Annotated in this window: 29 protein-coding genes and 1 pseudogene; 20 read left to right on the forward strand and 10 right to left on the reverse strand. The window is 61.1% G+C overall.

Annotated features, from left to right (window positions below; all coding sequences use genetic code 11):
• The first annotated feature begins 83 nt into the window (after positions 1-83).
• The 3 genes from nifB to RTE01_RS01790 all read left to right on the forward strand — a co-directional run bounded on the left by nifB (position 84) and on the right by RTE01_RS01790 (position 2,709).
• Positions 84-1,490, forward strand: coding sequence for a nitrogenase cofactor biosynthesis protein NifB (nifB, locus tag RTE01_RS01780; protein ID WP_134526053.1), 1,407 nt, complete (start codon positions 84-86; stop codon positions 1,488-1,490).
• Entirely contained in the window at positions 1,490-1,993 is a 504-nt protein-coding gene (locus RTE01_RS01785) for a nitrogen fixation protein NifQ (protein ID WP_134526056.1), read from the forward strand. Before nifB ends, RTE01_RS01785 begins: the two co-directional genes overlap by 1 nt.
• Before the next feature lie 170 nt (positions 1,994-2,163).
• On the forward strand, positions 2,164-2,709 hold the full coding sequence (locus RTE01_RS01790; protein WP_041145604.1) for a dihydrofolate reductase family protein: 546 nt from the start codon (positions 2,164-2,166) through the stop codon (positions 2,707-2,709).
• A 44-nt stretch (positions 2,710-2,753) separates the two neighbouring features.
• Here the strand turns inward: RTE01_RS01790 and RTE01_RS01795 are convergent, their stop codons facing one another.
• Positions 2,754-4,088 carry an aminotransferase-like domain-containing protein gene (locus tag RTE01_RS01795; protein WP_141334611.1) on the reverse strand — a complete coding sequence of 445 codons (1,335 nt, stop codon included), beginning with the start codon at positions 4,086-4,088 and terminating at the stop codon, positions 2,754-2,756.
• Between the two features lie 104 nt (positions 4,089-4,192).
• On the opposite strand from RTE01_RS01795, the gene RTE01_RS01800 reads away from it, so the two are divergent.
• Both RTE01_RS01800 and RTE01_RS01805 read left to right on the forward strand, forming a co-directional pair.
• Positions 4,193-5,083, forward strand: a complete 891-nt coding sequence (locus RTE01_RS01800; protein ID WP_135184607.1) for a DMT family transporter — start codon at positions 4,193-4,195, stop codon at positions 5,081-5,083.
• A gap of 49 nt (positions 5,084-5,132) precedes the next feature.
• Positions 5,133-6,026 (forward strand): dihydrodipicolinate synthase family protein, encoded by an 894-nt coding sequence (locus tag RTE01_RS01805; RefSeq protein WP_134526062.1) that lies wholly within the window; start codon positions 5,133-5,135, stop codon positions 6,024-6,026.
• A gap of 15 nt (positions 6,027-6,041) precedes the next feature.
• On the opposite strand, the gene RTE01_RS01810 is transcribed toward RTE01_RS01805, so the two are convergent.
• A complete protein-coding gene (locus RTE01_RS01810; RefSeq protein ID WP_134526064.1) occupies positions 6,042-7,268 on the reverse strand; it encodes an MFS transporter in 1,227 nt (408 codons plus the stop codon).
• A gap of 69 nt (positions 7,269-7,337) precedes the next feature.
• Between RTE01_RS01810 and RTE01_RS01815 the strand changes: the two genes are divergently transcribed.
• Complete coding sequence (locus tag RTE01_RS01815) at positions 7,338-7,787, forward strand: helix-turn-helix domain-containing protein (RefSeq protein WP_045858182.1); 450 nt, start codon at positions 7,338-7,340, stop codon at positions 7,785-7,787.
• Positions 7,788-7,832: 45 nt separating this feature from the next.
• Here RTE01_RS01815 and RTE01_RS01820 read toward each other — a convergent pair whose 3' ends face one another.
• Positions 7,833-9,032 carry an MFS transporter gene (locus RTE01_RS01820; RefSeq protein WP_041145610.1) on the reverse strand — a complete coding sequence of 400 codons (1,200 nt, stop codon included), beginning with the start codon at positions 9,030-9,032 and terminating at the stop codon, positions 7,833-7,835.
• A gap of 109 nt (positions 9,033-9,141) precedes the next feature.
• Here RTE01_RS01820 and RTE01_RS01825 point away from each other — a divergent pair, with 109 nt between their 5' ends.
• Positions 9,142-10,098 (forward strand): AraC family transcriptional regulator, encoded by a 957-nt coding sequence (locus RTE01_RS01825; RefSeq protein ID WP_123552320.1) that lies wholly within the window; start codon positions 9,142-9,144, stop codon positions 10,096-10,098.
• Positions 10,099-10,219: 121 nt separating this feature from the next.
• Positions 10,220-10,636 (forward strand): hypothetical protein, encoded by a 417-nt coding sequence (locus tag RTE01_RS01830; protein WP_123552319.1) that lies wholly within the window; start codon positions 10,220-10,222, stop codon positions 10,634-10,636.
• A 6-nt stretch (positions 10,637-10,642) separates the two neighbouring features.
• Here the strand turns inward: RTE01_RS01830 and RTE01_RS01835 are convergent, their stop codons facing one another.
• On the reverse strand, positions 10,643-10,930 hold the full coding sequence (locus RTE01_RS01835) for a VF530 family protein (protein WP_134526067.1): 288 nt from the start codon (positions 10,928-10,930) through the stop codon (positions 10,643-10,645).
• A 289-nt stretch (positions 10,931-11,219) separates the two neighbouring features.
• Here RTE01_RS01835 and RTE01_RS01840 point away from each other — a divergent pair, with 289 nt between their 5' ends.
• Genes RTE01_RS01840 through RTE01_RS01855 form a run of 4 tightly spaced genes read left to right on the forward strand, consistent with a single transcriptional unit; the run spans position 11,220 to position 14,522 of the window.
• The gene (locus RTE01_RS01840) at positions 11,220-12,248 is read left to right on the forward strand and encodes an isopenicillin N synthase family dioxygenase (protein WP_115192693.1); all 1,029 of its coding nucleotides are present in this window, start codon (positions 11,220-11,222) and stop codon (positions 12,246-12,248) included.
• 23 nt (positions 12,249-12,271) lie between these two features.
• Entirely contained in the window at positions 12,272-13,078 is an 807-nt protein-coding gene (locus tag RTE01_RS01845; RefSeq protein ID WP_041145614.1) for a MetQ/NlpA family ABC transporter substrate-binding protein, read from the forward strand.
• Positions 13,075-13,866, forward strand: coding sequence for a methionine ABC transporter ATP-binding protein (locus RTE01_RS01850; protein WP_076947518.1), 792 nt, complete (start codon positions 13,075-13,077; stop codon positions 13,864-13,866). Before RTE01_RS01845 ends, RTE01_RS01850 begins: the two co-directional genes overlap by 4 nt.
• Positions 13,863-14,522, forward strand: a complete 660-nt coding sequence (locus tag RTE01_RS01855; protein WP_166793729.1) for a methionine ABC transporter permease — start codon at positions 13,863-13,865, stop codon at positions 14,520-14,522. Before RTE01_RS01850 ends, RTE01_RS01855 begins: the two co-directional genes overlap by 4 nt.
• Before the next feature lie 35 nt (positions 14,523-14,557).
• Here the strand turns inward: RTE01_RS01855 and RTE01_RS01860 are convergent, their stop codons facing one another.
• Complete coding sequence (locus RTE01_RS01860) at positions 14,558-15,643, reverse strand: NAD(P)H-dependent flavin oxidoreductase (RefSeq protein WP_134526070.1); 1,086 nt, start codon at positions 15,641-15,643, stop codon at positions 14,558-14,560.
• Between the two features lie 92 nt (positions 15,644-15,735).
• Here RTE01_RS01860 and RTE01_RS01865 point away from each other — a divergent pair, with 92 nt between their 5' ends.
• The gene (locus RTE01_RS01865; RefSeq protein WP_134526073.1) at positions 15,736-16,578 is read left to right on the forward strand and encodes a LysR family transcriptional regulator; all 843 of its coding nucleotides are present in this window, start codon (positions 15,736-15,738) and stop codon (positions 16,576-16,578) included.
• Here the strand turns inward: RTE01_RS01865 and RTE01_RS01870 are convergent.
• From RTE01_RS01870 to RTE01_RS01880, 3 genes and pseudogenes are all read right to left on the reverse strand, one after another.
• Positions 16,575-17,756, reverse strand: coding sequence for a YbfB/YjiJ family MFS transporter (locus RTE01_RS01870; protein ID WP_409372325.1), 1,182 nt, complete (start codon positions 17,754-17,756; stop codon positions 16,575-16,577). The genes RTE01_RS01865 and RTE01_RS01870 overlap by 4 nt on opposite strands.
• Positions 17,757-18,013: 257 nt before the next feature.
• Complete coding sequence (locus RTE01_RS01875; RefSeq protein ID WP_115192689.1) at positions 18,014-18,454, reverse strand: VOC family protein; 441 nt, start codon at positions 18,452-18,454, stop codon at positions 18,014-18,016.
• 67 nt (positions 18,455-18,521) lie between these two features.
• A pseudogene (locus RTE01_RS01880) lies at positions 18,522-19,143 on the reverse strand (LysE family translocator).
• Positions 19,144-19,313: 170 nt separating this feature from the next.
• Between RTE01_RS01880 and RTE01_RS01885 the strand changes: the two are divergent.
• The 5 genes from RTE01_RS01885 to RTE01_RS01905 all read left to right on the forward strand — a co-directional run bounded on the left by RTE01_RS01885 (position 19,314) and on the right by RTE01_RS01905 (position 22,779).
• Complete coding sequence (locus tag RTE01_RS01885) at positions 19,314-20,504, forward strand: MFS transporter (RefSeq protein WP_076947514.1); 1,191 nt, start codon at positions 19,314-19,316, stop codon at positions 20,502-20,504.
• Positions 20,505-20,732: 228 nt separating this feature from the next.
• Entirely contained in the window at positions 20,733-21,023 is a 291-nt protein-coding gene (locus tag RTE01_RS01890; protein WP_041145621.1) for a hypothetical protein, read from the forward strand.
• A 142-nt stretch (positions 21,024-21,165) separates the two neighbouring features.
• Positions 21,166-21,930, forward strand: coding sequence for a trans-aconitate 2-methyltransferase (gene tam / locus RTE01_RS01895; protein WP_141334613.1), 765 nt, complete (start codon positions 21,166-21,168; stop codon positions 21,928-21,930).
• A gap of 151 nt (positions 21,931-22,081) precedes the next feature.
• Entirely contained in the window at positions 22,082-22,396 is a 315-nt protein-coding gene (locus tag RTE01_RS01900; protein ID WP_041145623.1) for a carboxymuconolactone decarboxylase family protein, read from the forward strand.
• Positions 22,387-22,779: a tautomerase family protein gene (locus tag RTE01_RS01905; RefSeq protein WP_141334615.1), complete on the forward strand. Its 393-nt coding sequence runs from the start codon at positions 22,387-22,389 to the stop codon at positions 22,777-22,779. The genes RTE01_RS01900 and RTE01_RS01905 overlap by 10 nt, the downstream gene beginning before the upstream one ends.
• 208 nt (positions 22,780-22,987) lie before the next feature.
• Here RTE01_RS01905 and RTE01_RS01915 read toward each other — a convergent pair whose 3' ends face one another.
• Positions 22,988-23,428 carry a GNAT family N-acetyltransferase gene (locus RTE01_RS01915; protein WP_141334618.1) on the reverse strand — a complete coding sequence of 147 codons (441 nt, stop codon included), beginning with the start codon at positions 23,426-23,428 and terminating at the stop codon, positions 22,988-22,990.
• A gap of 223 nt (positions 23,429-23,651) precedes the next feature.
• Here RTE01_RS01915 and RTE01_RS01920 point away from each other — a divergent pair, with 223 nt between their 5' ends.
• Together RTE01_RS01920 and RTE01_RS01925 are read left to right on the forward strand one after the other, a co-directional pair.
• Positions 23,652-24,662, forward strand: a complete 1,011-nt coding sequence (locus tag RTE01_RS01920; RefSeq protein WP_041147638.1) for a LacI family DNA-binding transcriptional regulator — start codon at positions 23,652-23,654, stop codon at positions 24,660-24,662.
• 115 nt (positions 24,663-24,777) lie between these two features.
• Positions 24,778-25,809, forward strand: coding sequence for a helix-turn-helix domain-containing protein (locus tag RTE01_RS01925; protein WP_134526075.1), 1,032 nt, complete (start codon positions 24,778-24,780; stop codon positions 25,807-25,809).
• Here RTE01_RS01925 and RTE01_RS01930 read toward each other — a convergent pair.
• On the reverse strand, positions 25,763-26,818 hold the full coding sequence (locus RTE01_RS01930; RefSeq protein ID WP_174824629.1) for an alpha/beta hydrolase family protein: 1,056 nt from the start codon (positions 26,816-26,818) through the stop codon (positions 25,763-25,765). The two genes, RTE01_RS01925 and RTE01_RS01930, sit on opposite strands and share 47 nt — an antisense overlap.
• Positions 26,819-26,846: the final 28 nt, after the last annotated feature.

Consider the following 26,846-nt stretch of genomic DNA (forward strand, 5'->3'; position numbering starts at 1 on the left):
TTTAATTTTCAGTTGGTTAGTGAAGTGGCGTTTGGTACAGCATTTGCAGCAGGAAGGTATCGCCCAACCATGAAGGTACGACCATGACTTCCTGCTCCTCTTTCCCTGCCGGTAAAGCCTGTCACTCTGCGGACAGCGGCGCGTTAACGCCTTTCGTTGCCGATAAGGCCGCTGCGCACCCCTGCTATTCGCGCAGCGGGCACCACCGCTTTGCGCGGATGCATCTGCCGGTCGCCCCCGCCTGCAATTTGCAGTGCAACTACTGTAACCGCAAGTTCGACTGCAGCAATGAATCCCGCCCCGGCGTCTCCTCAACGCTGCTGACGCCTGAGCAAGCGGTGCTCAAAGTACGCCAGGTCGCCGAGGCCATCCCGCAGCTTTCCGTGGTCGGGATCGCCGGTCCCGGCGACCCGCTCGCCAATATCACCCGCACCTTCCGCACCCTCGAGCTGATACGCGACCAGCTGCCGGACCTGAAGCTGTGCCTGTCAACCAACGGCCTGATGCTGCCCGACGCGGTGGATCGCCTGCTGGATGTCGGCGTTGATCACGTCACGGTCACCATTAATACCCTGGATGCCGATGTTGCCGCGCAAATTTATGCCTGGCTCTGGCTCGACGGCGAGCGCTACAGCGGGCGCGAGGCCGGAGAGATCCTCATCGCCCGCCAGCTGGAGGGCGTGAGCCGGCTGACCGCCAAAGGGGTGCTGGTGAAGATAAACTCGGTGCTGATCCCGGGGATTAACGACAGCGGCATGGCCGACGTTAGCCGTCGGCTGCAGGCCAGCGGCGCTTTTATTCACAATATTATGCCGCTGATCGCCAGACCGGAGCACGGCACGGTTTTTGGCCTTAACGGCCAGCCGGAGCCGGATGCCGAAATGCTCGCCGCCACCCGCAGCCGCTGCGGCGAAGTGATGCCGCAGATGACCCACTGCCATCAGTGCCGCGCCGACGCTATCGGTATGCTGGGGGAGGATCGCAGCCAGCAGTTTACCGAGCTGCCGGCCGCGGCAAGCCTCCCCGCCTGGCTGCCGATTCTCCATCAGCGCGCCCAGCTTCATGCCAGCATCGCCACCCGCGGCGAGTCCGAGGCCGACGACGCCTGCCTGGTTGCGGTTGCCTCAGGCCGCGGAGACGTGATTGACAGCCATTTTGGTCACGCCGACCGCTTCTACATCTACAGCCTGTCGGCCGCCGGCATGGTGCTGGTCAATGAGCGGTTTACGCCGAAATACTGCCACGGCAGCGACGGCTGCGAGCCGCAGGATAACGACGCCAGGTTTGCGGCGATCCTTGCGCTGCTGGCGGACGTTAAAGCCGTATTCTGCGTGCGCATCGGCCATGCGCCGTGGCAAAAGCTGGAGCAGGCGGGCATTGAGCCCTGCGTCGAGGGGGCATGGCGGCCGGTTTCCGAGGTGCTCCCCGACTGGTGGCAGCAGCATCGGGGCAGCTGGCCCGCCGCGCGGGCGCAGCAGGGGGTCGCCTGATGCCACCGCGCGACTGGCTAAACCGCCTGTGGCTGCTCTATCACGCGGGGAAAGGCAGCTTTCCCCTGCGGATGGGGCTCAGCCAGAGCGACTGGCTGGCATTAGGTCAGCGCCTGGCTCAGGTCGAAACGCCGCTGGACGGCGAGGCGCTCACCCGCCGCCGCCTGATGGCGGAGCTGAACGCCACCCGCGAAGAGGAGCGCAGGCAGCTCGCTACGTGGCTGGCGGGGTGGATGCAGCAGGATGCCGGGCCGATGGCGCAGATCGTCGCCGAAGTTTCTCTGGCCTATAACCATCTCTGGCAGGATCTTGGCCTGGCGTCACGGGCCGAGCTGCGCCTGCTGATGAGCGACTGTTTTCCGCAGCTGGTGGTGATGAACGAACACAATATGCGCTGGAAAAAGTTCTTCTACCGCCAGCGCTGCCTGCTTCAGCAGGGAGAGGTCGTCTGCCGCTCGCCGAGCTGCGACGAGTGCTATGAGCGCAGCGCCTGTTTTGAGTAAGTGGCCGGACGGGCCGTCGCAAATTCGCCCCTTGAGTACCGATTTTAGCGTCTTGTCCTCGGCGGAATTTTTCCGTACTTTTAGGCCTGCGTTTTTCTCTGCGTTTATGCCCGCGTCATCAGGGCCGCTAAACTCAACTTACTATCTGCAGCCTGAATACGGAGCGCCCGATGGTCACCACACACGTTTTTATTGCGGCCAGCCTTGATGGCTACATCGCCCGGCAGGATGGCGATATCGGCTGGCTGCTGCAGCGCGACGATCCGACGGAAGATCACGGCTATATGGCGTTCATCGCGGACAAAGACTGGATCGTGATGGGCCGGGGAACCTATGAGAAGGTGCTGGCCTTCGACGAATGGCCCTATGACCGGCCCGTGCTGGTGCTCTCCCGCCAGCTGGCCGATACCCCCGTGCCCGAGGCGCTGAAGGGTAAAGTGCAGTTTTCCCGCCGCGCGCCGAAGGAGGTGCTGGACGACCTGGCGGCGCAGAACGCGCATCGTGTCTATATCGACGGCGGGCAGCTGATCCAGTCGTTCCTGCGCGAAGGGCTGGTCGCCGATATTATTATCACGACCGTGCCCGTCCTGCTCGGTTCGGGCAAGCCGCTGTTCGGATCTCTGCCCCAGGATATCGATTTGACGCTGCTATCAAGCCGCAGCTTCCCTTCAGGCCTGGTGCAGTCGCACTATCGGCTGACGCCACAAGCCGCATAGACTCGCGGGGCGGCCAGCGCGAAGGCATCACGGCCGCCCTGCTGCTAGCGATAGCGTTCTGCTTCCACCGCCTCGCGAACCTTAACCAGCGCGGGCCGCAAACTCTCCGTCGAGACCGATCCCAGCGCCAGCCTGATGGCCTGGGGGACGGTTTGCGCGGTGCAGAAAGGCGCCGCCGTCGAAACGGAAATATTGTCGTCCATCAGCGCCTTGACCACCCGATCCGCCCTCGCCTCATCCGGCAGCGGCAGCCAGGCAAAATAGGAGTCCGGATGGCTCACGCAGGGAAGATCGCCCAGCGCCTCTCTTAACACGGCCTGCCGCCGGCGCGCATCGGCTCTTTTTAGCGTTTCAACGCGGCTGATGGTGCCGTCCTGGAGCCAGCCGCAGACCAGCGCCGTCAGTACGGAGGGGGTATTCCAGGTCGTGGCGCGAATCGCTCTCTCCAGCGCGGAACGATAGCTTTCAGGGCAAATAACCACCCCGACCCGCAGGCCGGTCGCCACGTTTTTTGAAAATCCGCTGATATAGACGGTGCGCTCTGGCGCATAGCACGCCAGCGGCGGCGGCGGCCGTCGCACCAGGTAGGCGTAGGCGCTATCTTCGACGATCAGCAGACTGTGGGCGCGGGCAATCTCGGCCAGCGCCTTGCGCTGACGGTGGCTAAGTACCCAGCCCAGCGGATTATGCAGCGTCGGCATGACGTAGACCGCCCGGACGCGTCTTTTTTGACAGATCTGCCTGAGGGCCGCTAAATCCGGGCCATCAGCGAGGGACGGAATGGCGATAAGCTCAAGATGGTAGAGCTCGGCCAGCGCTTTGAACCCCGAATAGGTCAGCGCATCCACGGCAACGACGTCGCCGGGCCTCAGCAGCCCCATCACCGTGACGGTCAGCCCGTGCTGGGCGCCGTTGACGATCAGCAGGTTGTCCGCCGTCGGCCGAAATCCGTGCCGGCAAAAGTGTCCGGCCATCATCTCGCGCTCACCGAGCCTGCCGGCGTGGGGCTGATAGCGCAGATGCGACTCGATGTCACCGGCCGCCGAAAGCTGCCGCAGCGCGTCGCGCAGCATCTCTCCCTGCCCCGGCAGTGCCGGATAGTTAAAATTCAGGTCGAGCACGTCCGTCGCCACCGTCTGCTGATCGACGCCATGACCCGCAGGCAGCGACCGCTCTCTGACAAAGGTACCGCGCCCGGTTTCGCCGCTCACCAGCCCCATCGCCTCCAGCTCGCTGTAGACCCGGGTAGCGGTCGCCAAAGAGATATGCTCCTGCGCAGAGAGATGCCGGTGCGTCGGCAGGCGGGTTCCCGGCGCTATCTCGCCGTTTCGTATCGCCTCAGCGAATTGATCAACAATGCCTTTGTAGCGGGCTTTCATCAAATGTATCCATGACAATAATTTGATTGTATTAGATTAGCGAGGCTACCATCCGCTGACCCCAGGCTCAAGCCCGTAAACGTGAACAAACAGATGAGGTTACAGTGGTGAATTCAGCGGTACATAAAGCCGACCCCGGCGCCGTTTCCGGCTGGCTCAACGGCCTGCTCGGCGTGATTATTTTCAGCGGCTCTTTGCCCGCCACGCGCGTGGCGGTGCTCGAGATGGCCCCTTTCTTTCTGACCTTTCTGCGCGCATCTATTGCCGGAATAGTGGCCTGCGCGCTGATTTTGTGCTTTCGCCAGCGGCGCCCTCACGCTTCGCAGCTCGTCGCGCTGACCATCGTATCTTTGGGAGTGGTGGTGGGTTTTCCGCTGCTGACCGCCCTCGCGCTGCAGCACGTCACCGCTGCACACTCCATCGTGTTTCTCGGACTTCTGCCGCTGACCACGGCCATTTTCGGCGTTCTGCGCGGCGGTGAACGCCCCAAAACGGCCTTCTGGATCTTTTCGGTCATCGGCAGCCTGCTGGTTGTGGGCTTCGCGCTCGCGCAAAGCGCCTCGGCGTCGCTGACCGGCGATCTGCTGATGCTGGCCGCCGTCGTTGTCTGCGGCCTGGGCTACGCCGAGGGCGCAAAGCTGACCCGCGCTATCGGCGGCTGGCAGACGATCGGCTGGGCGCTGATTATCTCGCTGCCTTTCATGCTGATCGCCACCGTGATAACTCTGCCGGCGACCTTCAGCGGCATTAGCGCCCCGGCCTGGGCGGCGTTAGGATACGTATCGCTTTTCAGTATGCTGATCGGCTTTATTTTTTGGTACAAAGGGCTGGCAATCGGCGGGATTGCCGCCGTCGGCCAGCTCCAGCTGCTGCAGCCGTTCTTTGGCCTGACGCTGTCGGCGGTCCTGCTGCATGAAACGGTCAGTCCGGTAATGGTTTTCGTCACCTTAGGCGTTATTCTGTGCGTGAGCGGATCGCGAAAGTTTGCCCGATAAAACGCAGCGGTCGCCAGGGTTACTCCCATTTTTTTAAAAGGAATCAACGATGTTTACAGGCCTGAGCGCATTCCCTCTCACCCCGCTGGCGGGGGCGGAGATCGACGAGAAGTCGTTTGTGTCACTGATTGAAAACCTGGTCGATGCCGGCGTGGATTCCATAGGCGCGCTGGGTTCGACCGGCAGCTACGCCTATTTGACCCGGGAGCAGCGGCTCAGGGTCACCCGCCTCGCCGTCGACGCCGCGTCCGGTACTCCGGTGATGACCAGCATCAGCAACATCAGCGCAGATGAGGTCATGAGGCTGGCGGAGGATGCGCAAAACGCCGGCGTTAGCGGCGTGCTGCTGGCGCCGCTGTCGTATCAGAAACTGAGCGCCGATGAAGCGTTTCGCCTGTATGAGCGCGTCACCGCCGGGCTATCGGTCCCGCTGTGCGTCTATGACAATCCGGCAACCACCGGGTTTCACTTTTCCGACGACCTGCTGATCGCCCTGGCGAACCTTAACCACGTCGCTTCGATAAAACTCGGCGAGCTTCCGGCAGAGTGGAGCGCCGCCTCGCAGCGCATCGCCGCCCTGAAGAGCCGGATCGCCGGACAGGTCACGCTCGGCATCAGCGGTGACGCCCGCGCCGCGCCGGGCCTGATTGCCGGCTGCGGCGTCTGGTACTCCGTACTCGGCGGACTCTTCCCCCGCTACGCTCTGCGCCTGACCCGGGCGGCCCAGCGCGGGGATGAAGACGAGGCGCTCAGGCTTAGCGCAGACCTTGCGCCGCTGTGGGCGTTCTATCACCGCCACGGAAGCCTGCGCGCGATCGCCACCGTCGCCGAGATCCTTGGCATCGCGCCGGCGCCGTGCCTGCCGTTCCCTCTGCAGACGCTGAGCGGTCAGGAACGACTCTCCCTGGAGCAGATCCTCGGCCAGCTGCCGCGGCTGGATTGATCGGCAGCGGCAGGGTTATTTTTTCAGGCGCCCGGTGAGCACGACGCCGATAGCGGCGGTCATCATGATGCCGGCAAGCAGGAAGGTGAAGCGCATGGCGCCGCCAATGGCCGACGCCGGAGCGTGAACGAGGTCCTGCGTGCCGGCGGCAAACGAAAAAACGCTTCCCATGACCGCCGCACCGGCGATCAGCCCCATATTCCGCGCGAGGCTCAGCAGTCCTGAGACCGTGCCCTGCTGGCCCGGCAGCGCGTCGAGCAGCGCGGCGGTATTGTTGGCGGCCTGAAAGAGCTGGTAGCCGGGGGTCAGAACCATCACCGACAGCACGTAGCCGATTATGCCCGTCCGGTTCGGCAGCTCTGCCAGCATAAAGGCTCCTGCCGTCAGCAGGATCAGCCCCACGTAGAGCGTGCGGCGGGTTCCCCAGCCGTCAACCAGGCGGCCGGCCGGCACGCCGCAAAAGATAGAGACCACCGGGCCGATGGCCATCACAAAGCCCACTTCCGCGGTGCTCAGATTAAGCGCGCTGCCGAGATAGAACGGCCCCACCACCAGGGTGGCCATCATCACCGCAGCTACCAAAAGATTGGCCAGCAGCCAGGGCGCCAGAGGGCCGATCGGCGCCGGAGGCTGGCTTATTCGTGACTCGGCGCGCGCGCGGCGATCGGCAGGCAGGACGATAAACACCAGCAGCAGCGCCAGGCAGGCGATCGGCAGCTGAACCCAGAAAATGCTGCGCCATTGCGCCCAGGCTATCAGCAGCCCGCCGAAGGAGGGACCGAGCGCCGTGCCCAGCGCCGAGGTGGTCCCCAGCAGCCCCATCGCCCGGCCGATGCGATCCTTCCCGGCGGCCTGTCTCATAAGGGCCATGCTCAGCGTCATCAGGAAAGCGGCTCCCGCCCCCTGCAGCGCCCGCGCCATGGTTAAAAACCACAGGCTGGCGGCCAGGCTACAGAGCAGTGAGGCCAGCATAAAGAGGCCGAGGCCGACCATCAGCATGCTCTTCAGTCCCCATCTATCGCCGAGGCGACCGGCAACCAGCACCGAGATCGTCAGCGCCGCCAGATAGACGGTGACCACCGCCTGCACCTGCGGGAAAGGGGCGGAAAAGGCCGCGGCCAGCGTGGGTAGCGCAATGTTAGCGATGCTGGTGCCCAGCGAGGCCAGCAGCATACAGAGCGCGAGCGCCGTCGTTATTGCCGCCTGTTTGTGTGTCGGGTTCGGTAATTCCACCTGTGTCATCGCATTGCCCTCTTGCCGGAAATTCGGTTCAGGAGCATGCTACGACTTCAAGTCGAATTGAGGTCAAGCATGAAATTTCTGGATATCGGTGAAGTTTCGGCCCTGAGCGGGATCAGACCCTCGGCGCTGCGCTACTACGAAGAGATCGGCCTGATCGCGTCAATTTCACGCCACGGGCTGCGCAGACAGTTTCCGCACGACGTGCTGTTGCATCTGAAGCTCATCACCATGGGCAAAGCGGCGGGCTTTTCGCTCGATGAGATCGCGAGCATGTTCGGCAAGCAGGGTTCGCCCGACCTTCCGCGCGCCGGGCTGCACCAGCAGGCCGACCGCATCGACCGCCAGATCCAGCAGCTCACCGCCCTGCGCGACACGCTTCGCCACGTCGCCGACTGCCCGGCACCTTCGCATATGGAGTGCCCGACCTTCAGGCGTCTTGTTGAGCTGGCGGGGAAAAGCGGCGCCAGGGCGGCAAAGAAAAAAGCGCCGAGCGGCCGATCGCTGAAGCGGCCCGGCTAACGGCTAAACGAAAAACGAAAAAAGCGCCCGCAGGCGCTTTTATTTTTACTCTCCGCTCGGGACCGGTTTTACCCGGACGCCGACCAGGACAATGACCATCGCGCTGAGCAGCAGCAGACCGCTGCCGGTAAAGACGCCGCTGGCGCCGGTGATGTCGAACACCGCCCCACCGCCGGCCGCACCGGCGCTGATGGCCAGCTGGATGGAGGCAACCAGCAGCCCCCCGGCGCTTTCGGCCTCATCCGGCACCGTGGTGGCAAGCCAGGTTGACCAGCCCACCGGCACCAGGCCAAAGGCGAAGCCCCACATGGCCACCATCAGACCGTCAAGCAGCGCCAGATGGCCGAAGGTCACCATCATCAGCGCCAGAATGCTCATCACCAGCGGCACCAGCGCCAGCGTCATGCGCAGGCTGCGGGCCAGTAAATGTCCGGCAATGGAGGTCCCGACAAAGTTCGCCAGCCCAAAGCCTAGCAGGATCAGGGAAACCCCCTCCACGCTCGCCTGGGCGACGGTTTCCAGAAACGGCCGCAGGTAGGTAAAGAAGGCGAAATGGCCGCTGAAAATCAAAATGGTTGCCAGCATGCCGCCCAGCATCCCCGGCCGGCGCAGAACCTTAAACAGCGTCGCAAAGCTGCCTGCGCTTTCCGGACGCATGGAGGGCAGAACCCACAGCTGCCAGAACAGGGCCACCAGGCTCGGCAGCGCGCAGATGATAAACACGTTGCGCCAGCCGATCATCCCGCCTAAATAGCTGCCCAGCGGCGCGGCCACGACGGTCGCTACCGATACGGCGGAGAAGATAATGGCCAGCGCTTTGGGTACAAACGCGGCGGGCACGAGGCGCATCGCGGTCGCGGTGGACATTGACCAGAACCCGCCGATGGCAATCCCCAGCAGCAGGCGGCCGAGGAGTAAAAACTCCAGCGAAGGCGCAAAGGCGACCATCATGCTGGAGATGATTTGCAGCACCGAAAAAAACATCAGCACCCAGCGGCGATCGATATTTTTGGTCGCCGGGGTAATGAGCAGCCCGGTAACCAGCGCCACCAGTGCCGTCGCGGTCACCGCCTGCCCCGCCATCCCTTCACTTACGCCCAGGCTTGTCGCCATTGGCGTTAACAGACTGGCGGGAAGAAACTCTGCAACAATCAGGCCGAAAACGCCCAGCGCCAGCGCATAAACGGCCCGCCATGCGGGTTTGGCGTTTAGCTGGCTCTCATCGGCTACAATGCAGGAACTCATATACATCTCTCCAGAACAGTTAACAATCCGACACAGCTTAGAAACTTCTCATCGGACGATCTATGATGCATACTCTGCCATTATTGATTATTCGTCCGGGAATAGCGTTATGACCCATCAGGCCATAGATCTCACCAGCGAACTGCTGCGCGGCATGCGTCTTTCAGGCGTCAACTACCGGCGCATTGAGTCCGGCCGCCCGTTCGGGGTGGCCTTCAGCTATGTGCCAGGCAAGGCGCAGTTTCACTTCATCAGCCGCGGCCCGGTTGTGCTGCGCATGGCCAGCGGCCAGCAGCTGGCTCTCGAGAGCGGCGATGCGCTGTTTATCCCCAACGGCGACGGCCACGCGCTGATGTCCGACGCCGGGGCGCAGATCGTCAACGTACAGCAGCTGCCTACCGAGCCGGTGTGCAGTACGGTGTGCTGCATCAAAAACGAGGGCCCGCAGCCGGCGCAGGACAACGCCATTATTTTCAGCGGCTGTATGGACTTTGAGCTCGGCGGCATGCAGCCGCTGGTCAAGGCGATGCCGGAGGTGATGATGGTCAGCAGCCTGCTGAATACCCGCCCGGAAATCCAGCCTCTGCTGGCGGCGATGGAGCGAGAAACTCTCACCCGCCAGGCGGGCTATGCGGGGATCCTCGCGCGGCTGGCGGACGTGGTGGCGGCGCTGATCGTTCGCGGCTGGGTTGAGTGCGGCTGCGGCAACGCCACCGGCTGGGTGCAGGTGCTGCGCGATCCGAAGCTGGCGAGAGCTATCTACGTGATGCATCAGCAGCCGGGGGTTAACTGGAAGGTTGAGGATTTGGCCCGCGAGGCCGGAACTTCGCGTTCGGTATTTGCCGAGCGCTTTCTGGCGGCGACCGGCACGACGCCCGCGCGCTATCTGACCGAATTACGCATGCGGCTGGCGGTTCAGTACATCTCCCATGAGGGCCAGGCTCTGGAAAAAGTGGCCTTTAAGCTGGGCTACAGCTCCCATGCCGCATTTAGCCGCGCGTTTAAGCGTATTACCGGCAAGGCGCCGGGCGCCCTGCGCGCAATTTCACCTGGCGAAGAGATATAAACAGAATATCTGCCCGCCTTTTTTGGCAGCGCGGCTGAATTATATTTGCTCAATTCGCCGCTAAATATCACTATGGCGTATGCGCTATTGCATCCCGGCTAAGCAGGATAATTAACAGGAAGTGAGCAGAAAAAACAGCCGCCGCCGATCGCGGAAAACGGGAAGCCGCAGGCCGCGGCAGAGTAAGGTCCACATCGCGCATCCGGCGCTGCTTTTTATTAAGCGTCCGGAGTTTATCGGTAAGCTGGCGTGTGGCGCGCTGTTCTTCGGGTTTTTTATTTACGGCTTATACGATAACGTCAGCTGGCCGTTTATTGCGCTCGGCTGGGTCTCTATTTTGCTGTATCCCTTTGCCAAAAAAGGGGCTGACGATACGCTGCTCCACCTGACCTCAGCGCGCGTGTTTGAGGTTATTGATGGCTACCGAATTGGCACGCTATATCTTTTTATCGTCATGCCGCTGACGCTGCCTTTAGCCGCCGGCTATTTTATTTATCACACCGTGAAGTGGCGGCAGATGCGCAGGCAGGCACCTTAACCGCCGCTAGCGCTGTTCTTTCTTACTCTGCCAGTTTGCCCACGGGCCGTCGGTCGGCATATCCTCCCGCTCATCGGCAATATCTTCCAGGCTATCAATATAGAGTTCTTCCACTTCCTTGCGCGCCCAGGGCGTCCGGCGTAAAAACTTCAGGCTGGATTTGACGCTGGGATCGCTCTTAAAGCAGTTAATATTGATGCGCTTTGCCAGCTCCGCCCAGCCATATTTCGCCACCAGTGCGTTGAGTAACGCCTCAAGCGTGACGCCGTGGAGGGGATCTTTTGAAGGCTGCATAATGTCCTGTCCTGAAATACCTGAGAAATTGCGCACACCATACTGGCTCCTTTCGCCCCGCGCAACTCGCGAGGCGGACTTAGCGCGCTATCGCCCTTATCTACTATTCGCAAAAGCACTGAACCCCCGACGGACATAAATTAGAAAAGAAGGTTATTGGTTGATTATTTTCGCTTAGGGCAAGCTGTGTTTGACCGCCTGACTGAGGAAATGATTATGCGCTGTTGTTGTCCCCGAACCCTGAACCTGAATACCCGAAAATATACGCATACCGCCTTCGGAGAACACAATGAACGCAACCACCCTGCCGATTCTCGATCTTGCCCGCTACGCAGATCCCGCTGAGAAATCCGCTTTTCTCACCGACCTGCGCCATGCCGCGCGCGATATCGGCTTCTTTTACCTGATCAATCACGGAGTGGATGACCAACTGCAGCACAGCGTGCAGCAGCTCTCCCGCCGCTTCTTTTCGCTGTCCGATGCGCAAAAGCAGCCGGTCGCCATGATCCACTCCCCGCACTTTCGCGGCTATAACCGCGCCGCGTCGGAATTGACCCGCGGGCAGCCGGACTGGCGCGAACAGTTCGATATTGGCGCCGAGCGCCCTGCTCTGACCCTCGGCGACGATGCGCCGCGCTGGCAGCGCCTGCAGGGACCTAACCTGTGGCCGGACGCGCTGCCTGAGCTGAAACCAACGCTGCTGCGCTGGCAAAGCGAGATGACGCAGGTGGGTATTACCGTGCTGCGCGCCTTTGCCGAAGCCTTGAATTTACCCCATGACGCCTTTGATACCCTCTACGGCCAGCAGCCTAATGAGCATATCAAACTGATCCGCTACCCAGGCCAGCAGGAGACGCAAAGCACCCAGGGCGTTGGCGCGCATAAGGACTCCGGGTTCCTCAGCTTTTTACTCCAGGATGAGCAAAAAGGGCTGCAGGTTGAAGTCGCACCCGGCCGCTGGATCGATGCAACCCCGCTGGCCGGCAGCTTTGTGGTCAATATTGGCGAACTTCTTGAGCTGGCGACCAATGGCTATCTGCGCGCGACGGTGCATCGCGTCGTTTCGCCGCCGGCGGACCAGCAGCGCCTCTCTATCGCCTTCTTCCTCGGCGCGCAGCTGGACGCCGTGGTTCCGGTCTACACCCTGCCGCCTGAACTGGCGCAGGAGGCGCTCGGGCCGGATAGCGATCCGCAGAATCCGCTGCTGCGGGAGGTGGGCTGGAACTACCTGAAGGGGCGCCTGCGCTCGCATCCGGACGTTGCCGAACGCTACTACCAGGATGTGTTTCGCGAACGCGCCGAACAACTGATCGTTTAAACATAACAATAAAGGAAAACACCATGAAAAATGCCGCTTTCAAACTGGCAGGGGTAGCACTGTCTCTTTCTCTGGCATGGACCTCGGCGCAGGCCGCCGCGCTACGCGTCGCCGCTGACCCGGTACCGCATGCCGAGATATTGAATTACATCAAGAAAATCGATCCGAGCCTCGATCTGAAGATCGTAGAGCTCACCAGCGGCGTGAACGCCAACGAGCTGCTGGCTAACGGCGACGTGGATGCCAACTATTTCCAGCACGTTCCCTATCTGAAAGATCAGGAAAAAGCCCTGGGTAAAACCTTTACCGTAGCGGCGACGGTGCATATTGAACCGCTGGGTATTTACTCGCGCAAACACAAAGATTTCAAATCCCTGCCGGAAAACGCCACCGTCGCGGTGCCGAATAACACCACCAACCTGAGCCGGGCGCTGTTCCTGCTGCAGAGCCAGGGGCTGATTAAGCTGGCGGCGAAATTTACCGACCCGGCCACCACTCTGGCAACGCCAAAGGATATTGTGGAGAACCCTAAACATCTCAAAATTCTTGAGATTGAATCCCCGCAAATCCCCCGCTCGCTCGACGACGTCGACCTGGCGGTGATTAACGGCAACTATGCGCTGGAAGCGGGCCTGACGCCGGCAAAAGATGCGCTGGGTCTGGAAAGCGCGGCGCATAACCCCTACGCCAACATCCTCGTCACCAATCCGTCCCTGGCCAACGATCCGCGGATCAAGCAGCTGGCGAAGGATCTGACGTCGCCGCAGGTGGCGGAATTTATCCGCAAACAGTACAACGGCTCGGTGATACCGGTCGCGCCGCAGTCATGATTGAGGTGCTGGGGCTGAGTAAAACTTATGCCGGAACGGGCCGACCGGCGCTTAACGATGTCTCGCTGCATGTCCCTAAGGGCGCCGTTTACGGCATCCTCGGGCGCAGCGGCGCGGGCAAAAGTACGCTGATACGCTGTCTGAATCTGCTGGAGCGGCCCACTGCGGGCCGCATTATTGTGAACGGGCATGATATTACGCAGATGGATAAATCGGCCCTGCGCGCCTATCGCCTGCGCACCGGCATGATCTTCCAGCATTTTAATCTGCTCCATGCGCGCAGCGTCGCCGACAACGTTGCGGTGCCGCTGGAAATAGCCGGGATGGCAAAGGCCGCCCGCCGGGCCCGGGTAGAGGAACTGCTCGATTTGGTGGGGCTCAGCGATAAGGCCGAGGCCTTTCCCTCCCAGCTTTCGGGTGGGCAGAAGCAGCGCGTGGGGATCGCCCGCGCGCTGGCCGCGAGGCCCGACGTGCTGCTGTGTGATGAAGCGACCAGCGCGCTGGACCCCGAAACCACCGCTTCGGTGCTGGCGCTGCTGGCGGATATCAATCAGCGTCTTCATCTGACCATCGTGCTGATCACCCACGAGCTGGAAGTGGTTAAAACCCTGTGCGATCACGCCGCGCTGCTGGAAAAAGGAGAGATTGTTGAAAGCGGAAAAATTGCCGATCTGCTGGTGGCACCGTGGTCAAAACTGCGCCAGTCGCTGCTCCACGACCCGCAAACGGAGCGCGACTTTCTCGCTCGTCACGGCTTTCACGGGAGGCCTTTATGCGGAGTAGCATGAGCTGGGAAGATCTCTGGCCGCTGCTGGTTGACGGCACTCTGGACACCCTTTATATGGTCGGCCTGGCGACATTTTTTACCGTTCTGCTCGGGTTACCGACCGGGATTATCCTGTTTATTTCGCGCAAAAACGGCCTGCTGCCGATGCCAAAACTCAACGCGCTGCTGGGGGCGGCGATCAATTTCGGCCGTTCGCTGCCGTTTATTGTGCTGCTGATTGCGCTGATCCCGTTTACCCGCCTGATTATCGGCACCACCCTCGGCAGCACCGCCGCGGTGGTGCCGGTAACCATCGGCGCCTTTCCCTTCTTCGCCCGGCTGACGGAAAACGCGCTGGACGAGGTGGACTACGGGCGGATTGAGGCAATTCTGTCGATGGGCGGCAACATCTGGCACGTGATATTTAAATCTCTGCTGCCGGAAGCGCTGCCGACCCTGCTGGCCGGCGTGACGCTGACTATCGTTATGCTGATTGGCTTCTCGTCGATGGCCGGGGTGATCGGCGGCGGCGGATTGGGCGACCTGGCGATCCGCTACGGCTACCAGCGCTTTAATAACGAGGTAATGGTGGGCACGGTACTGATTCTGGTGGCGATGGTCCAGGGCGTGCAGATGACCGGTGACCGCCTGGTTCGCCGCCTGGCGCACCGTCGTTAGGTTCATCAAGGGCGATCTCCTGACGGCGCCGCCCTTTATCTCTCCTGCTCTTTTTCTCGCCGCTGGCGTAAGCCGCACTCGTGAATTAAGGTCTCCATCAGCTCCGTCGCCGACAGCTCGCGGATCAGGCCCACGCCCTGTCCCGCCCAGTGGGCGCCGTAGCGCTCATCCCCTCCCGCTTTAGCCGCCGTCGCCAGCGCCTTACCGGCAGCATAGGCCAGCGGATAGGCCGGGATCTCAGAGGCCGCAACCTGGTGCGCCAGCGCACGCCAGCCGTTGTGTATACAGCGCGCCGGACGGCCGGAAATGGCCGCGGTGAGCAGGGTTTGCGGGTCAGGATCGGCTTTAATCGCCTGACGATAGCCGCTGTCCGCCGCCGATTCCGGGCACAGCAGAAATGCGGTCCCCAGCTGCGCGCCCTCGGCGCCGAGGCTCATAGCGCGGCAAATTCCCGCGCCGTCCATAATGCCGCCAGCGGCAATAATCGGCAGGCTCACCGCCCGCTTCAGACTCTGGACCAGCGTAAAGGTGCTCAGCTGCTGGTCGTCACCGCGTTCGTCAAAGATCCCGCGATGGCCGCCCGCCTCGTAGCCCTGCGCAATCACGATATCCACTCCCTGCGCCTCGATCTGCCGGGCTTCCTCAACGCTGGTGGCGGTGGCCATGGTGACGATGCCTCTCTCCTGCAGGCGGAGAATGACCTCCCGGGACGGAATGCCGAAGTGAAAACTGACCACCGGCGGCGCCAGTTCGAGCAGCAGCTCAAGCATCGCCTCGTGCCCGAGGAAAGTTTGATAAATCTCCGTCAGCGCCGCCGGCGGCTGGCTCCCCGCGTGGGCAAACGCCGGACGCAGCCGCTCAAGCCACCGGGCTTCAACCTGCTCGTCTCTGGGTGCCGGAAGGTGGCAAAAAAGGTTCACGTTAAACGCTCTGTCGGTGAGCCGCCGCGTTTTGTCGATCAGCGCCCGCGCCTGGGAAACCGAAGAGGCGCCCAATCCCAGCGAGCCCAGGCCGCCAGCGTTGCTGACTGCCGCCGCCAGCTCGGGCGTGGACACGCCGGCCATCGGGGCCTGTATAATGGGATAAACGATATCAAGCTGCTGCAACAGGCGGTTGCTCATGATTGATCCTGCGTAGATTTGTGATATTCAGTGCTTAACATCTCTTTTCGAGATGCTAAGATCAATATTAATTCCATATTTAGAAGAAAAACATGAACCACAGCACGCTGGAAATCTTTAAAATTGTCGCCCAGGAGCACAGCGTCACCCGGGCGGCTAAGAGGCTGGGACGCGCGCAATCGAACATCACCACGCGCATCCAGCAGCTTGAGGAGGAGCTCGACGTCGAGCTGTTCGTGCGCGGCAATAAAAAGATGCTGCTCTCCGCCGCCGGGGAGCGCTTTCTTGACTATACGCTGCGGATCCTCAGCCTGGCCGAAGAGGCGAAGCAGGCGCTGCATCCGACGCAGCCCGCCGGGAGCCTGCGGATGGGGGCGATGGAGGCCGCTGCCGCCAGCCGCTTAACCTCAATTCTGCCGCGCTTTCATCAGCAGTGCCCGGCGGTCGCCCTCACCCTGCAAACCATGCCTACCCGGCAGCTGGTCGAACGCGTGCTGAGCGCTGCGCTCGACTGCGCGCTGGTAAGCCTGCCGCCGGACGCCAGCGGCGAGCCGGAGTGTCCGGCGGCGCTGGAGTATCTGCCTCTCTTTGCCGAGGAGCTGGTATTGATAACCCCTGCCGGACAGGAAGCGTTCAGGCTGGCGGCGTTTGCCCAGGGCTGCAGCTATCGCCAGCGCGGGGAAGCATTTTTATCCGCCGTGAAAAACGTTGAAGTCCAGGAGATCGGCTCATATCACGCCGTGATTGCCTGCATTGCCTCGGGGGGATATGCCGGGATCGTGCCGCAGAGCGTGCTGGCGCTCATGACGCTACCTGAAGGCTGCGAGACGCAGCCGGTCGGCACGGCGATGACCCAGCTGGTGTGGCGCAAAGGCTACGCTTCGCCGGCGCTGGATGCCATGCGCCAGCAGCTGCTGCTGGCGGCCGATATTTAGCGCTCCCGCCTTTGCCCGGCGGGTTTGCCGAGCGTCACCAGTACGGCGGCCACGAACAGCGCCCCGCCCGCGGCGCCGAGAGCGGCGTTGAAGGAGCCGGTCAGCGCGTGCAGAACGCCGGCCGCCAGCGGGCCGATAATCTGCCCGATGCCGTAAGTGGCGGTCATGGCGGCGATCATATTGAATGTCACCAGGTGATTCAGGCGCCTGCCTTCCGGCAGCGCCAGGGTCACGGTGCCCATAAAGGTGAAGCCAACCAGCAGAGCGCTCAGCATGCAAAACGCCAGGGAGTGGCTCCAGGCGGGGAGGATCACGCCGGTCGCCTGTACCATCAGGTTGAGGGTAAACGCCCGCCGGTAGCCGAGCTTAAGCGCCAGCCGGTGCCAGACAAAGCAGGACGGAACCGCCGCCAGGCCAAACATCGCCCACAGCTGCACCGGGTCGATATCGGTGAGCGAGCCGGAGAGAAACAGCGGCAGATAGGTCGCGGTGATGATATAGCCGAATCCGGCTAAGCCGTAGATAATCAACAGTTTCCATGCTTCTCCGCGCTGGCCTTCTGCACCTGCTGCCTGAGCCGATACCGTCGGCTTCCAGTCCACGAGGTAGTCCGACGGGCTGAGCAGCAGGCGCAGGACCAGCAAAAACAGGAGCGCGGCGCTGGCGGCACAGATCAGCCAGATCTGCTGGCTGGTCAAGGCGTGGCTTTTGGCGAGCGAAATAAACTCCGCCGAGAGAAAAATGCCCATTCCGACGCCCGAATAGAGGATCGGCGCGCCGTTGTGATGCTTCATATGCTGCAGCAGCCACAGCGAGGCGGCGATCAGGGTGACCGCGCTCAGCACGCCGGCAGCGCCCCTGACCGCAATAATGGCCAGCGGCGAGCGTAGCCAGCCGAGCGCCGCCAGACACAGCAGGGTTAAGAGTACCGACGCGAGGTTTAACCACTTCGCATCGCCCGGCCTGGCCTTCGCCAGCATCAGCGCCCCCAGCAGATAGCCCGCGTAGTTCGCCGAGGCCGCGAGATTGCCTTCACGCAGCGTTAAAATATGCTCATCCAGCATCAGTGGCAGGATCCCGGTAAAGGCAAAGCGCCCGTACCCCATCCCGACGATCAGCACCACCGAACCGGCCAGCGCCAGCAGGAAAGCCTTCAGTTCTGGCCTGCATTCAGTCACGTTGCGCACTCCTTTCAATGATTAATCTCAAATAGAGAATTATTTATATTTTAAATTCTCAAATTAGTATGATTATAAATTGACGGACAGGCAAGCGGCGTTGGATCGGCGCCGCGGATCGTCAGAACGGGAAACTAGAGGAAAACGCCGGGAAATGCTTCGTCGGTCAACGAAATATGCAGGATATTAAGCGGAAAACGCCCCGCCTCCGCTGCTGGCGCAAGCCGTCGCGCAGCAGAGGCGAGGACGGAAAGCATCTACTCGCCGCGCAGCCACGGCGTGATGGTGATGCCGGTCAGCAGCCCTTCCGGACTCAGCAGACGCGTCACCGTCTGCCCCCACGGCTCCACGCGGTTGGCGATAAGCAGGCGGTAACCCTTCGCCAGCAGGCCGTCGCTGGCCGCCTGAATATCGCGCACCTCAAACTCGATCCACGCCTGGGGCTGCGGGAGATCCGCCGGCCAGCGGTCAACGCCAAAACATGATTGCGCCGCCTGCTCCAGCGGCCACAGCGCAAAGTGCTTCACCCCGGCCAGCGCGTCCTGCTCCGTGAGCAGGTAGTCGGGGTTACCCTCCATCGCCTTCAAAGGCAAACCCAGCGCCTCGGCGTAAAACGATCGGCTGCTTTCGGCGCTGCGGGTAATGGGCCCAAACCCGGCGACGAACAGCACCTCAATTCCGGCTAAATCGGCTGTCATACTCCCTCCTGGAGGTTGATATACAAGATGAGATATATACCGCGAATTGGCCCCGCTGCCCAGGCAATCAAATGGCCTGGCGGCTGCTGAGCGCCAGCCGCGCGGCGAAGAGCATAAATACGCCGCCCGTCGCCCGGTCCATCCACTGGATAAATCCCGGCGCCTTCAGCAGGCCCGACGCATAGCGGGTAGCCATAATCAGGGTTAAGGACCACAGGGTGCCCAGCAGCACGTGGATGCCGACCAGCAGAAAGGTCCAGACCACCGGGGAGTGGCCGCTGGGGATAAACTGCGGCAGAAACGAGACGTAGAGGACGCCCATTTTAGGGTTCAGCACGTTGCCTAACATCCCCCTTAAGAACCAGTTACCGCCAGCGGGCGCCGCCGTTCCGGCATCAAAGGCGCGGCGCTGCCTGGCTGTGCAGGCCCAGCCAGCACAGCCAGGCAGCGCCGCACCATTTTAACAGGCTGTAGGCCAGCTCCGATGCCGCCAGCAGCGCGCCTAAGCCCAGGGCGACCAGCGCCCCCCAGATCAGGCATCCCGCGTCGATACCCAGCGCGGCCTGAAAGGCTTTTTTACCGCCTTCCGCGGCGGAGGTTCGTAGGATGAGGGCGGTATCGAGACCCGGGGTTAAGGTCAGGAGCAGCGCAGCAAATGAAAAGGCAAGAAGGGAATCGGTGACGGACATTTTCTTTCTCCGAAAGAGTGGATTTTAGATAAATTTGGCGGCAGCAGCAACGGCATAAATTTCATCTTGCGGCGGTTTAAGTGAAACGTGCGGAAATCACATCCTGGGCTCGTGCTGGCCGCAGGGTCTGCGCTATGCTAATCCCCCTTTTGTTTTAAATACCTGACGTTATGACACCTGCTGCCACTCAGACTCAGCTCAACCTGCGCATCATTTCGATCGTGGTTTTTACCTGCATTTGCTATCTGTCGATCGGCCTGCCGCTCGCCGTTTTACCCGGCTACATTCACTATCAGCTCGGCTATAGCACCTTTATTGCCGGCGTGGTGATCAGTCTGCAATACATCGCCACCCTGCTCAGCCGGCCGCACGCCGGGCGCTACGCCGATATCTGGGGGCCGAAAAAAGTCGTCAGCCTCGGGATCGTCTGCTGCCTGCTGAGCGGGGTCTTTACGCTGGCTGCGGTGCTGCTGCAATCCGTTCCGCTGCTGGCGGTCGCCGCGCTGCTGGTTGGCCGAATCTTCCTCGGCGTGGGCGAGAGCTTTACCGCCACCGGGGCGACGCTGTGGGGAATTAAAACCGTCGGCGCGATCCATACTTCCCGGGTTATCTCCTGGAACGGGGTCGCCACCTACGTAGCGATGGCGGTTGGCGCCCCGTTGGGGGTGCTGCTCAACGGCTATTTTGGCATTAGCGGTTTTGCCGTGGTGGTGGTGGCGGTGGCCTTTATCGGGCTGCTTTTTGCCCGCACGCGCCAGGACGTCAGCGTTAGCGGCGGAGTTCGCGCGCCCTTTCACGTGGTGGTGCGCAAAATCTGGCCCTACGGCCTGGGGCTGGCGCTGGGGACGGTAGGCTTCGGGGTGATAGCCACCTTCATTACCCTCTACTTCTCCGCCCACGACTGGCAGGGCGCGGCATTTACGCTGTCGCTGTTCAGCGTCGGTTTCATCTGCATTCGTCTGGTGCTCGGCAACACCATCACCCGCTACGGCGGCGTGCCGGTGTCGCTGGCCTGCTTTGTTATCGAATGCATCGGCCTGCTGATTATCTGGCAGGCTTCGTCTGCGTGGGTGGCCGGGATCGGCGCCTTCCTGACCGGCTCCGGTTTCTCGCTGGTCTTCCCGGCGCTGGGCGTCGAGGCGGTGAAACAGGTTGAGGAGCAGAACCAGGGTACTGCGCTGGGCACCTACTCGGCGTTTCTCGATCTGGCGCTCGGCCTGACCGGCCCCGTTGCCGGCTGGGTTGCCGGGTATTACAGCCTGGGAACTATTTATCTGCTGGCGGCGGCGGTTGTGGTGATGGCATTTATCTTGATATTCCGCGTATACCTGCAACAACGCGCCGCTTTGCGGCGGGCCTGAGGAATTGTATTCGGCGGGCCGCCCCGCCGAAAAAGGTAAAAAAGTAATCAAGAATTGACTGTTATTCGGCATCCGTGACACCATCCGCTCAACGCCCGGCAACGGGCGTACTGGCGAAACGGGTGAGATATCAGAGATCGAATAATAAACGATCCGTGCCCGTTATCATGGCCAATCCGAATCACTGACCTCGACGGTGAATTCCTGAGTCTGGCGGGAAATACATACATGCATCAAAGTTTTAATCAGCGGGTTCATTTCTATTACTGCATATTAATCGCGCTGAAAATACACGGAAAATCTAAGAAAGCGGGCGGGATCAGAGGAAAAAATAACTTCCTGCTGAAATGGCTGCGTAAAGCGCAGGACAACAATATTTTCCACCCGGATATTACCAGCGAGATTGAGTGGCTGCGGGGGAAAATAATCCAGGCCGGATACGATACCGATCTTGAGCCGATGCTGGATTTTGTCTATGCCACCGCTAAACGCGCGGAGTCGCTAAAGGACGCCGATTAAGCCGGCGAACGGACGTAAGGCTTTCACCCGCCGCCGCTTTACGTGACGCTGTCACGTAAAGCATAAAAATGGGTAAAATCATTTTACCCGCGGTCAATGCCATCTATGCTGATGAACGAGTTTATCTAACCCGGAGTCATCGATGGCAGACTGGAATCCCTCGTTATATCTACAGTTCGGCGCCGAGCGTACCCGCCCCGCAGCCGAACTGCTCGCCCGTATTGCCCACCATCCCGTTACCCTCGCCGTTGACCTTGGCTGCGGGCCGGGGAACAGTACCGCGCTGCTGCATCATGCCTGGCCCACGGCGACGGTGATCGGCGTGGATAATTCACCGGCGATGCTGGAAGAGGCCTCCCGGGCGCTGCCGGCGTGTCGCTTCGTTACCGCCGATATCCGCGAGTACCGGCCCGAGCGTGCGGCGGATGTAATTTACGCCAACGCCTCCCTGCAGTGGCTTACCGACCACCAGACGCTGTTCCCGCAGCTCGTTGCGCAGCTGGCGGATAACGGCATTCTGGCGGTGCAGATGCCGGATAACTGGCAGGAGCCGTCGCATACTTTGATGCGTCAGGTCGCCCAGGAACTTGGGCATCCTGACAGCGGACGCCACCCGCTTCCCACCGCCCGGCAGTATTACGACATCCTGACGGCCAGCGGCTGCGAGGTCGATATCTGGCGCACCACCTATTACCATCAGCTCGATTCTCATCAGGCGATTATTGACTGGCTGCAGTCGACGGGGCTACGTCCTTACCTGCTGCGCCTCGACGACAGCCAGCGCGACGCCTTTCTCAACCGCTATCTGACGCTGCTGCATGAACACTATCCGTTACAGTGTAACGGGAAAGTACTGCTGCTGTTCCCTCGCCTGTTTATCGTCGCCCGACGCCGGGCCGCTCGCTGATAGCATCTGCCGGGCGCGCCCAATGTCGCCCGGCCTGCACCGCCCATCGTCCCGGTTTTCAGGATTGATTATCAAAAATGTTGCGATATTAAGAAGTATTGCCCTGTGCCACTCTCTGTTCATCCTCTTATGACAACCGGAGATATGAACGATGGCATCACCTAACCGCAATAACCTGGCCGGGATCGCGCCGAAGCTCGCCCAACTGACCGAAGAGGTGCTTTTCGGCGATATCTGGGCCCGCAGCGAGCTGTCGCCGCGAGAAAGAAGCCTGATCACCCTTGCCGCCCTGACGGCGCTGGGCAGAGAAAAACAGCTGCCGTGGCATATTGATTTTGCGGCGAGCAACGGCCTGACCCGCGCTGAAATAACCGAAGTCTTCACCCACCTGGCCTTTTATGCCGGCTGGCCCGCGGCCGTCACCGCGCTCTCCTGCATACCGCCGGAGGATTCAGCATGCCTTTGACCCGAATAACGATTCGTCCCGGCTATGACGATGAGTGGACTGCGCGGCTTTCCGCGCTATTTCATCAAACTCTGGTGGACGAGTTTGCGGTCCCCGCGGCGGATAAATTTCAGTTTATCGACGTTCTGCCCGACGCCCGGCGCATCGTCGATCCGCACTACCTCAGCGGTGGGCGCAGCGCCGACTTTGTGCTGTTTCATATTTTTGCCGGCAAGCCGCGCAGCGCGCAGCAGAAAAAGCGCCTCTATCGGCGACTGTGCGACCGGCTGCAGGCAGAGCTCGGTATTGCCCCCGATGACGTGATGGTGGTGATTCAGTTTAATCATACCGACGACTGGAGCTTTAGCCGCGGTGAGATGCTGGCGGGACAGGTTGAGGGCTAACTAACTAACGGCGCCGCAGCGGGCGCCGTACTGCCGGATTTACCAGGGGAGATGGTGCACCAGGGAGAGATCCCAGGCGGTAGCCAGCAGTGAAAGAAAGATGATCAAATTAACGGTCGTCTCGATGCGTTTTTCCATTTTTGATTCTCCTGAGTCGTTTTCCGCTATTAGACAGGGAAAATCTTAACAACTGCTTATCGCTGGCGGCTTAGAGCATCACCCGATAGCGGACATACTCATCCGCCGGGGTGAACTCATCATACAGCTTACGGGCGGGATTATCAGCACGCGTATGCCAGTAGAGACGCGACCACCCTTTCGCTTTCCCTTCCGCATGCAGCGCCTGCACCAGCGCTCTGGCGACTCCGCGTCCGCGCATTGCCGGGTCAACGAACAGGTCTTCCAGATAGCAAACGGGCGTTTTCACCCATGTTCCGTCGTGAAGGACGCAAATAGCGAAGCCAACCACCCGGCCGTCGACGACCGCCGCCCGGCCGATAACCGGAGATGCGCCGTCCAGCAGGCGTTGCCAGGTGTATTGCGTCACATCGTCAGGCTGCGGGCTGCCGTAAAAACAGGTGTAGCCCTCCCACAACCCTAGCCATTGCAACTTGTCCTGCGGCTGCAGCTCGCGAATATTGATGACCATCGTACTCTCCCACCTCAATGTGAATAGGCCATTATTTTCCTCGAAGACGATTACTTCAAGCGCTACCGGCGCAATTTGCCACTGCCGGCCCTGTGGCTGCTAAAAGCGATGAGGGTCACAAACCGTGTCCGATGAGCCGCAGGAAAGGTCAACGGCAGCGCTTTAGTCTGCCTATGTGCCGGGTCGTTAAGGTATAATGCGGTTTCGCAAGGGGAGAGGGATGATGAAGCGGAAAAACAAAGTCACAATGAACGATATCGCCCGTACGGCGGGTGTGTCACAGGCAACGGTATCGTTGGTCCTTAATCAGTCCCGGAATATCAAGCTGAGCGAGGAGACCCGTCAGCGGGTGATCGCCGTCGCGACCGAGCTCGGCTACGACCGCCTACCGGCGATTCACGCCCCGCGAAATCAGGAAGAAGTGGCGCTGCTGGTCAGCACCCTGCAAAGCTACGATCCCTTTATCGATGCCATCAGCCAGGCGCGGGAAGCGGCCTGGCGCAATGAAGTGTTGCTGACCGTCTATGATTACGGCGACGACGTCGAGCTGGCGATTAATATTATTCGCCAGCTGGAACAGCGTAACTGTATCGGCATTATTCTCGCCTCCCCGGTGACCACGCTTGTAGATATGACCGATTTTCAGGACTGCACCCGCCTGCCGCTGGTCCTGCTCAACCAGCGCGACCCGGATTCGCCGCTGCTGCCTTCGTTTGTTCCCGACGACTACGCCAACGCGTTTCAGGTGACCCGTCATCTGATCTCTATGGGCGCGACGCGCATCGCGCACATCACCGGCGAAAGCTGGATGGAGGCGACCCGCCAGCGGCTGGCGGGGTATCAGGCGGCGCTGGAGCAGGCCGGACAGGCGTATGATGAGCGCCTGGTGCGCCGGACCAACTGGCAGTTCAGCGAGTCCTTTACCGCCACCTGCTCTCTACTGGAGCAGCAGGATCGCCCGGATGCCATCTTCTGCGCCAGCGACTGGCTGGCGATCGGCTGCTATCAGGCGCTGGCGGTCAACGGCGTCCGGCTGCCGCAGGATATCCTGCTGGCGGGATACGACGATCAGAAAATATCGGAACAGCTCACCCCGCCGCTCACCAGTATTCAGCTGCCCTACAGCGAATTAGGGCGACTGGCGGTGGAGTATCTTTGCAATCAGGAGGATGCGGCGACGCACGTGATGCTGGCCGGCCGGCTAAAGGTGAGATCCTCCAGCACTCGGGAATAAATTCTCAATAAACGCCTGCCTGCAGAACAGCACGTCGGAGGCGACAGCGCGCCGGGATATGTGTAACTATTCCCGGTAATTATTCCCGCTAACTTTCCGTTCTGGTACGGCTGACATGCTTTCAGTTCCTTTTCCGCTTATTACCTTATCCGCCCTGCTTATCCTGCTGGCAACGGCCCTGTTTGCGCAAAAACAGCGCCACACGGGCACTCTGCGTTTCGTGCTTGCCTGTATCGTGCTGGTTGCCGTCAGCACGCTGCGCTGGGAATATGAATCCAGCATCTTGCGCAATATCCAGTCCGGGCTGGCCATAATGCTGCCGCCGCTGGCCTGGCACGGTTTTGTCTCGCTGACTGAGATTGGCCGGCGGTGTCACCTGCTGCTGCTGCTGCTGTTCGCCCCCGCAGCTCTCGCTCTCATTATCAGGATTGTTTGGCCGCCGGCGACGGATCCGGTCCTGTTTTTACTTTTTGCCGGCTACGGGTGCAGCCTGCTGCGCCTCGCATGGCGCGGGGAGCACCGCTTCACCCTCAGCCGTCTCGGCGAGTCGCCGCAGACCACGAAAATGGCCTTTTTTGCCGGCTGTTTTCTCTGTCTATCGGCGCTGACCGATCTTGCCGTGACGTTTGACTTCAGCCTGACCGGCGGCAGGCTGGCGCCGGCGATCGTGATGGGTTTTCAGGCCGCGCTGCTTCCGCTGATTGCGGCGGCTATCGTCATCGCCGGACGGCCAGCTGCGGTTGCGCAAGCTGAGAGTAAAGCCGCGCTCCCGACGCGGGCCGCGCCGCCGGAGGAAGAGCTGGCGAAAGTTTACGCCGGCCTCGAGAAGCAGGTACGGGAGACGGAGCTCTATCTCAATCCCGACCTGACGCTGAGCCTTCTCGCCAGAAAAACCGGGATCCCCGCACGCCAGCTCTCAGGGGCGGTCAATGCTATCAGCCAGTGTAACGTCTCGCAGTGGATTAACGGTTTAAGGATTGAACGGGCGCAGGCGCTGCTGCTCAGCACCCCGCTGCCCGTTACCGAAATCATGTTCGAGTCCGGATTTACCACCAAGTCCAATTTTAACCGCGAGTTTCAGCGCATTTGCGGCCTGTCGCCTACTTCGTTTCGTCAGCAGGCGGGCGGTAATCCAGTGCCGAATTAAGGAATCTGCCGATCTTAGGTATCAGCGCCTGGTGAATAGCGGCGCGGTCTCCTCCGCTACCGTCGCGACAAACGATACCGTCACCGGGCGTCTCCTCCTCAATAAGCGCCTCGGCGCCAGGCTTGCACAGCTGCATGAAGCTGAAATGAGTGGCGCCTTCAACGACCTCATACTGCCTGCGCTGCGGATCCATGTTGGCCGCAAGATAGCCTGACTCCTGCCCTGCATCGAGGTCCGCCAGCTTGTCCGCCTGGGCCGCAAGGATCAGTACCGGAATGCCGAGCGCGCGCAGGCTCTGCGGGGTAAAGCCGGGGGCGAAGCCGAGATCCAGAGAGACCACCGCCTTGATTCTGGCATCCCGGAGGTCCGCAAAGCGCGCATCCTGCGAGCGGGTGCCATCGATGCCGAGCTTTTGCGTTAGCCGGCAGTCGCCTCGCTGTGCATGGTGCAGGCAGTCGCTCAGCATGCGGGCGGAATCGAAGCGGGCTCCCGCCAGCGACATCACCGTCCATCCGCCGAGAGAGTGGCCTAAAGCAGCAATTCGCCCGGCGTCTACCTCCCCGACCAGCGCGGAAGAGCGCAGAGTGAAGTCAATCACCTGGCTGAGATCCTGCGGACGTCGCCACAGGCGCTTCGCGTCGCGCGGATCCTGATTAAAGGTGGTGGTTCCGGGGTGGTCCGGTGCCGCGACAATATATCCCTGCGCGGCCATGGCCGCCGCTATCCACGATAAATTGCGCCAGTTGCCGTTATAGCCGTGAGAGATAACCAGCAGAGGGTGGGCTCCGGGCCTCGCAGGCGCATTACGAATAACGGCGACCCCTTCGAACGCGGGATTGGCGCCGACATTTTCCGTCTTTCCTTCTGCAGACGTTGGATACCATACCGCCACGTCCAGGCTTTTCCCCTGCGGGTCGGTCAACGCCAGCTGGCGAAACCCCGGAGCGGCGTGAACCTGGATACAGATAAGTAAAGCCGGTAATAAAAGAAACCCTCTTCTGAACATCATGATGACTCCTGCTGTGCTGAATTGAGGC

Origin of the sequence: Klebsiella terrigena (assembly GCF_006539725.1) — a bacterium.
In the GTDB taxonomy this organism is placed as follows: domain Bacteria; phylum Pseudomonadota; class Gammaproteobacteria; order Enterobacterales; family Enterobacteriaceae; genus Klebsiella; species Klebsiella terrigena.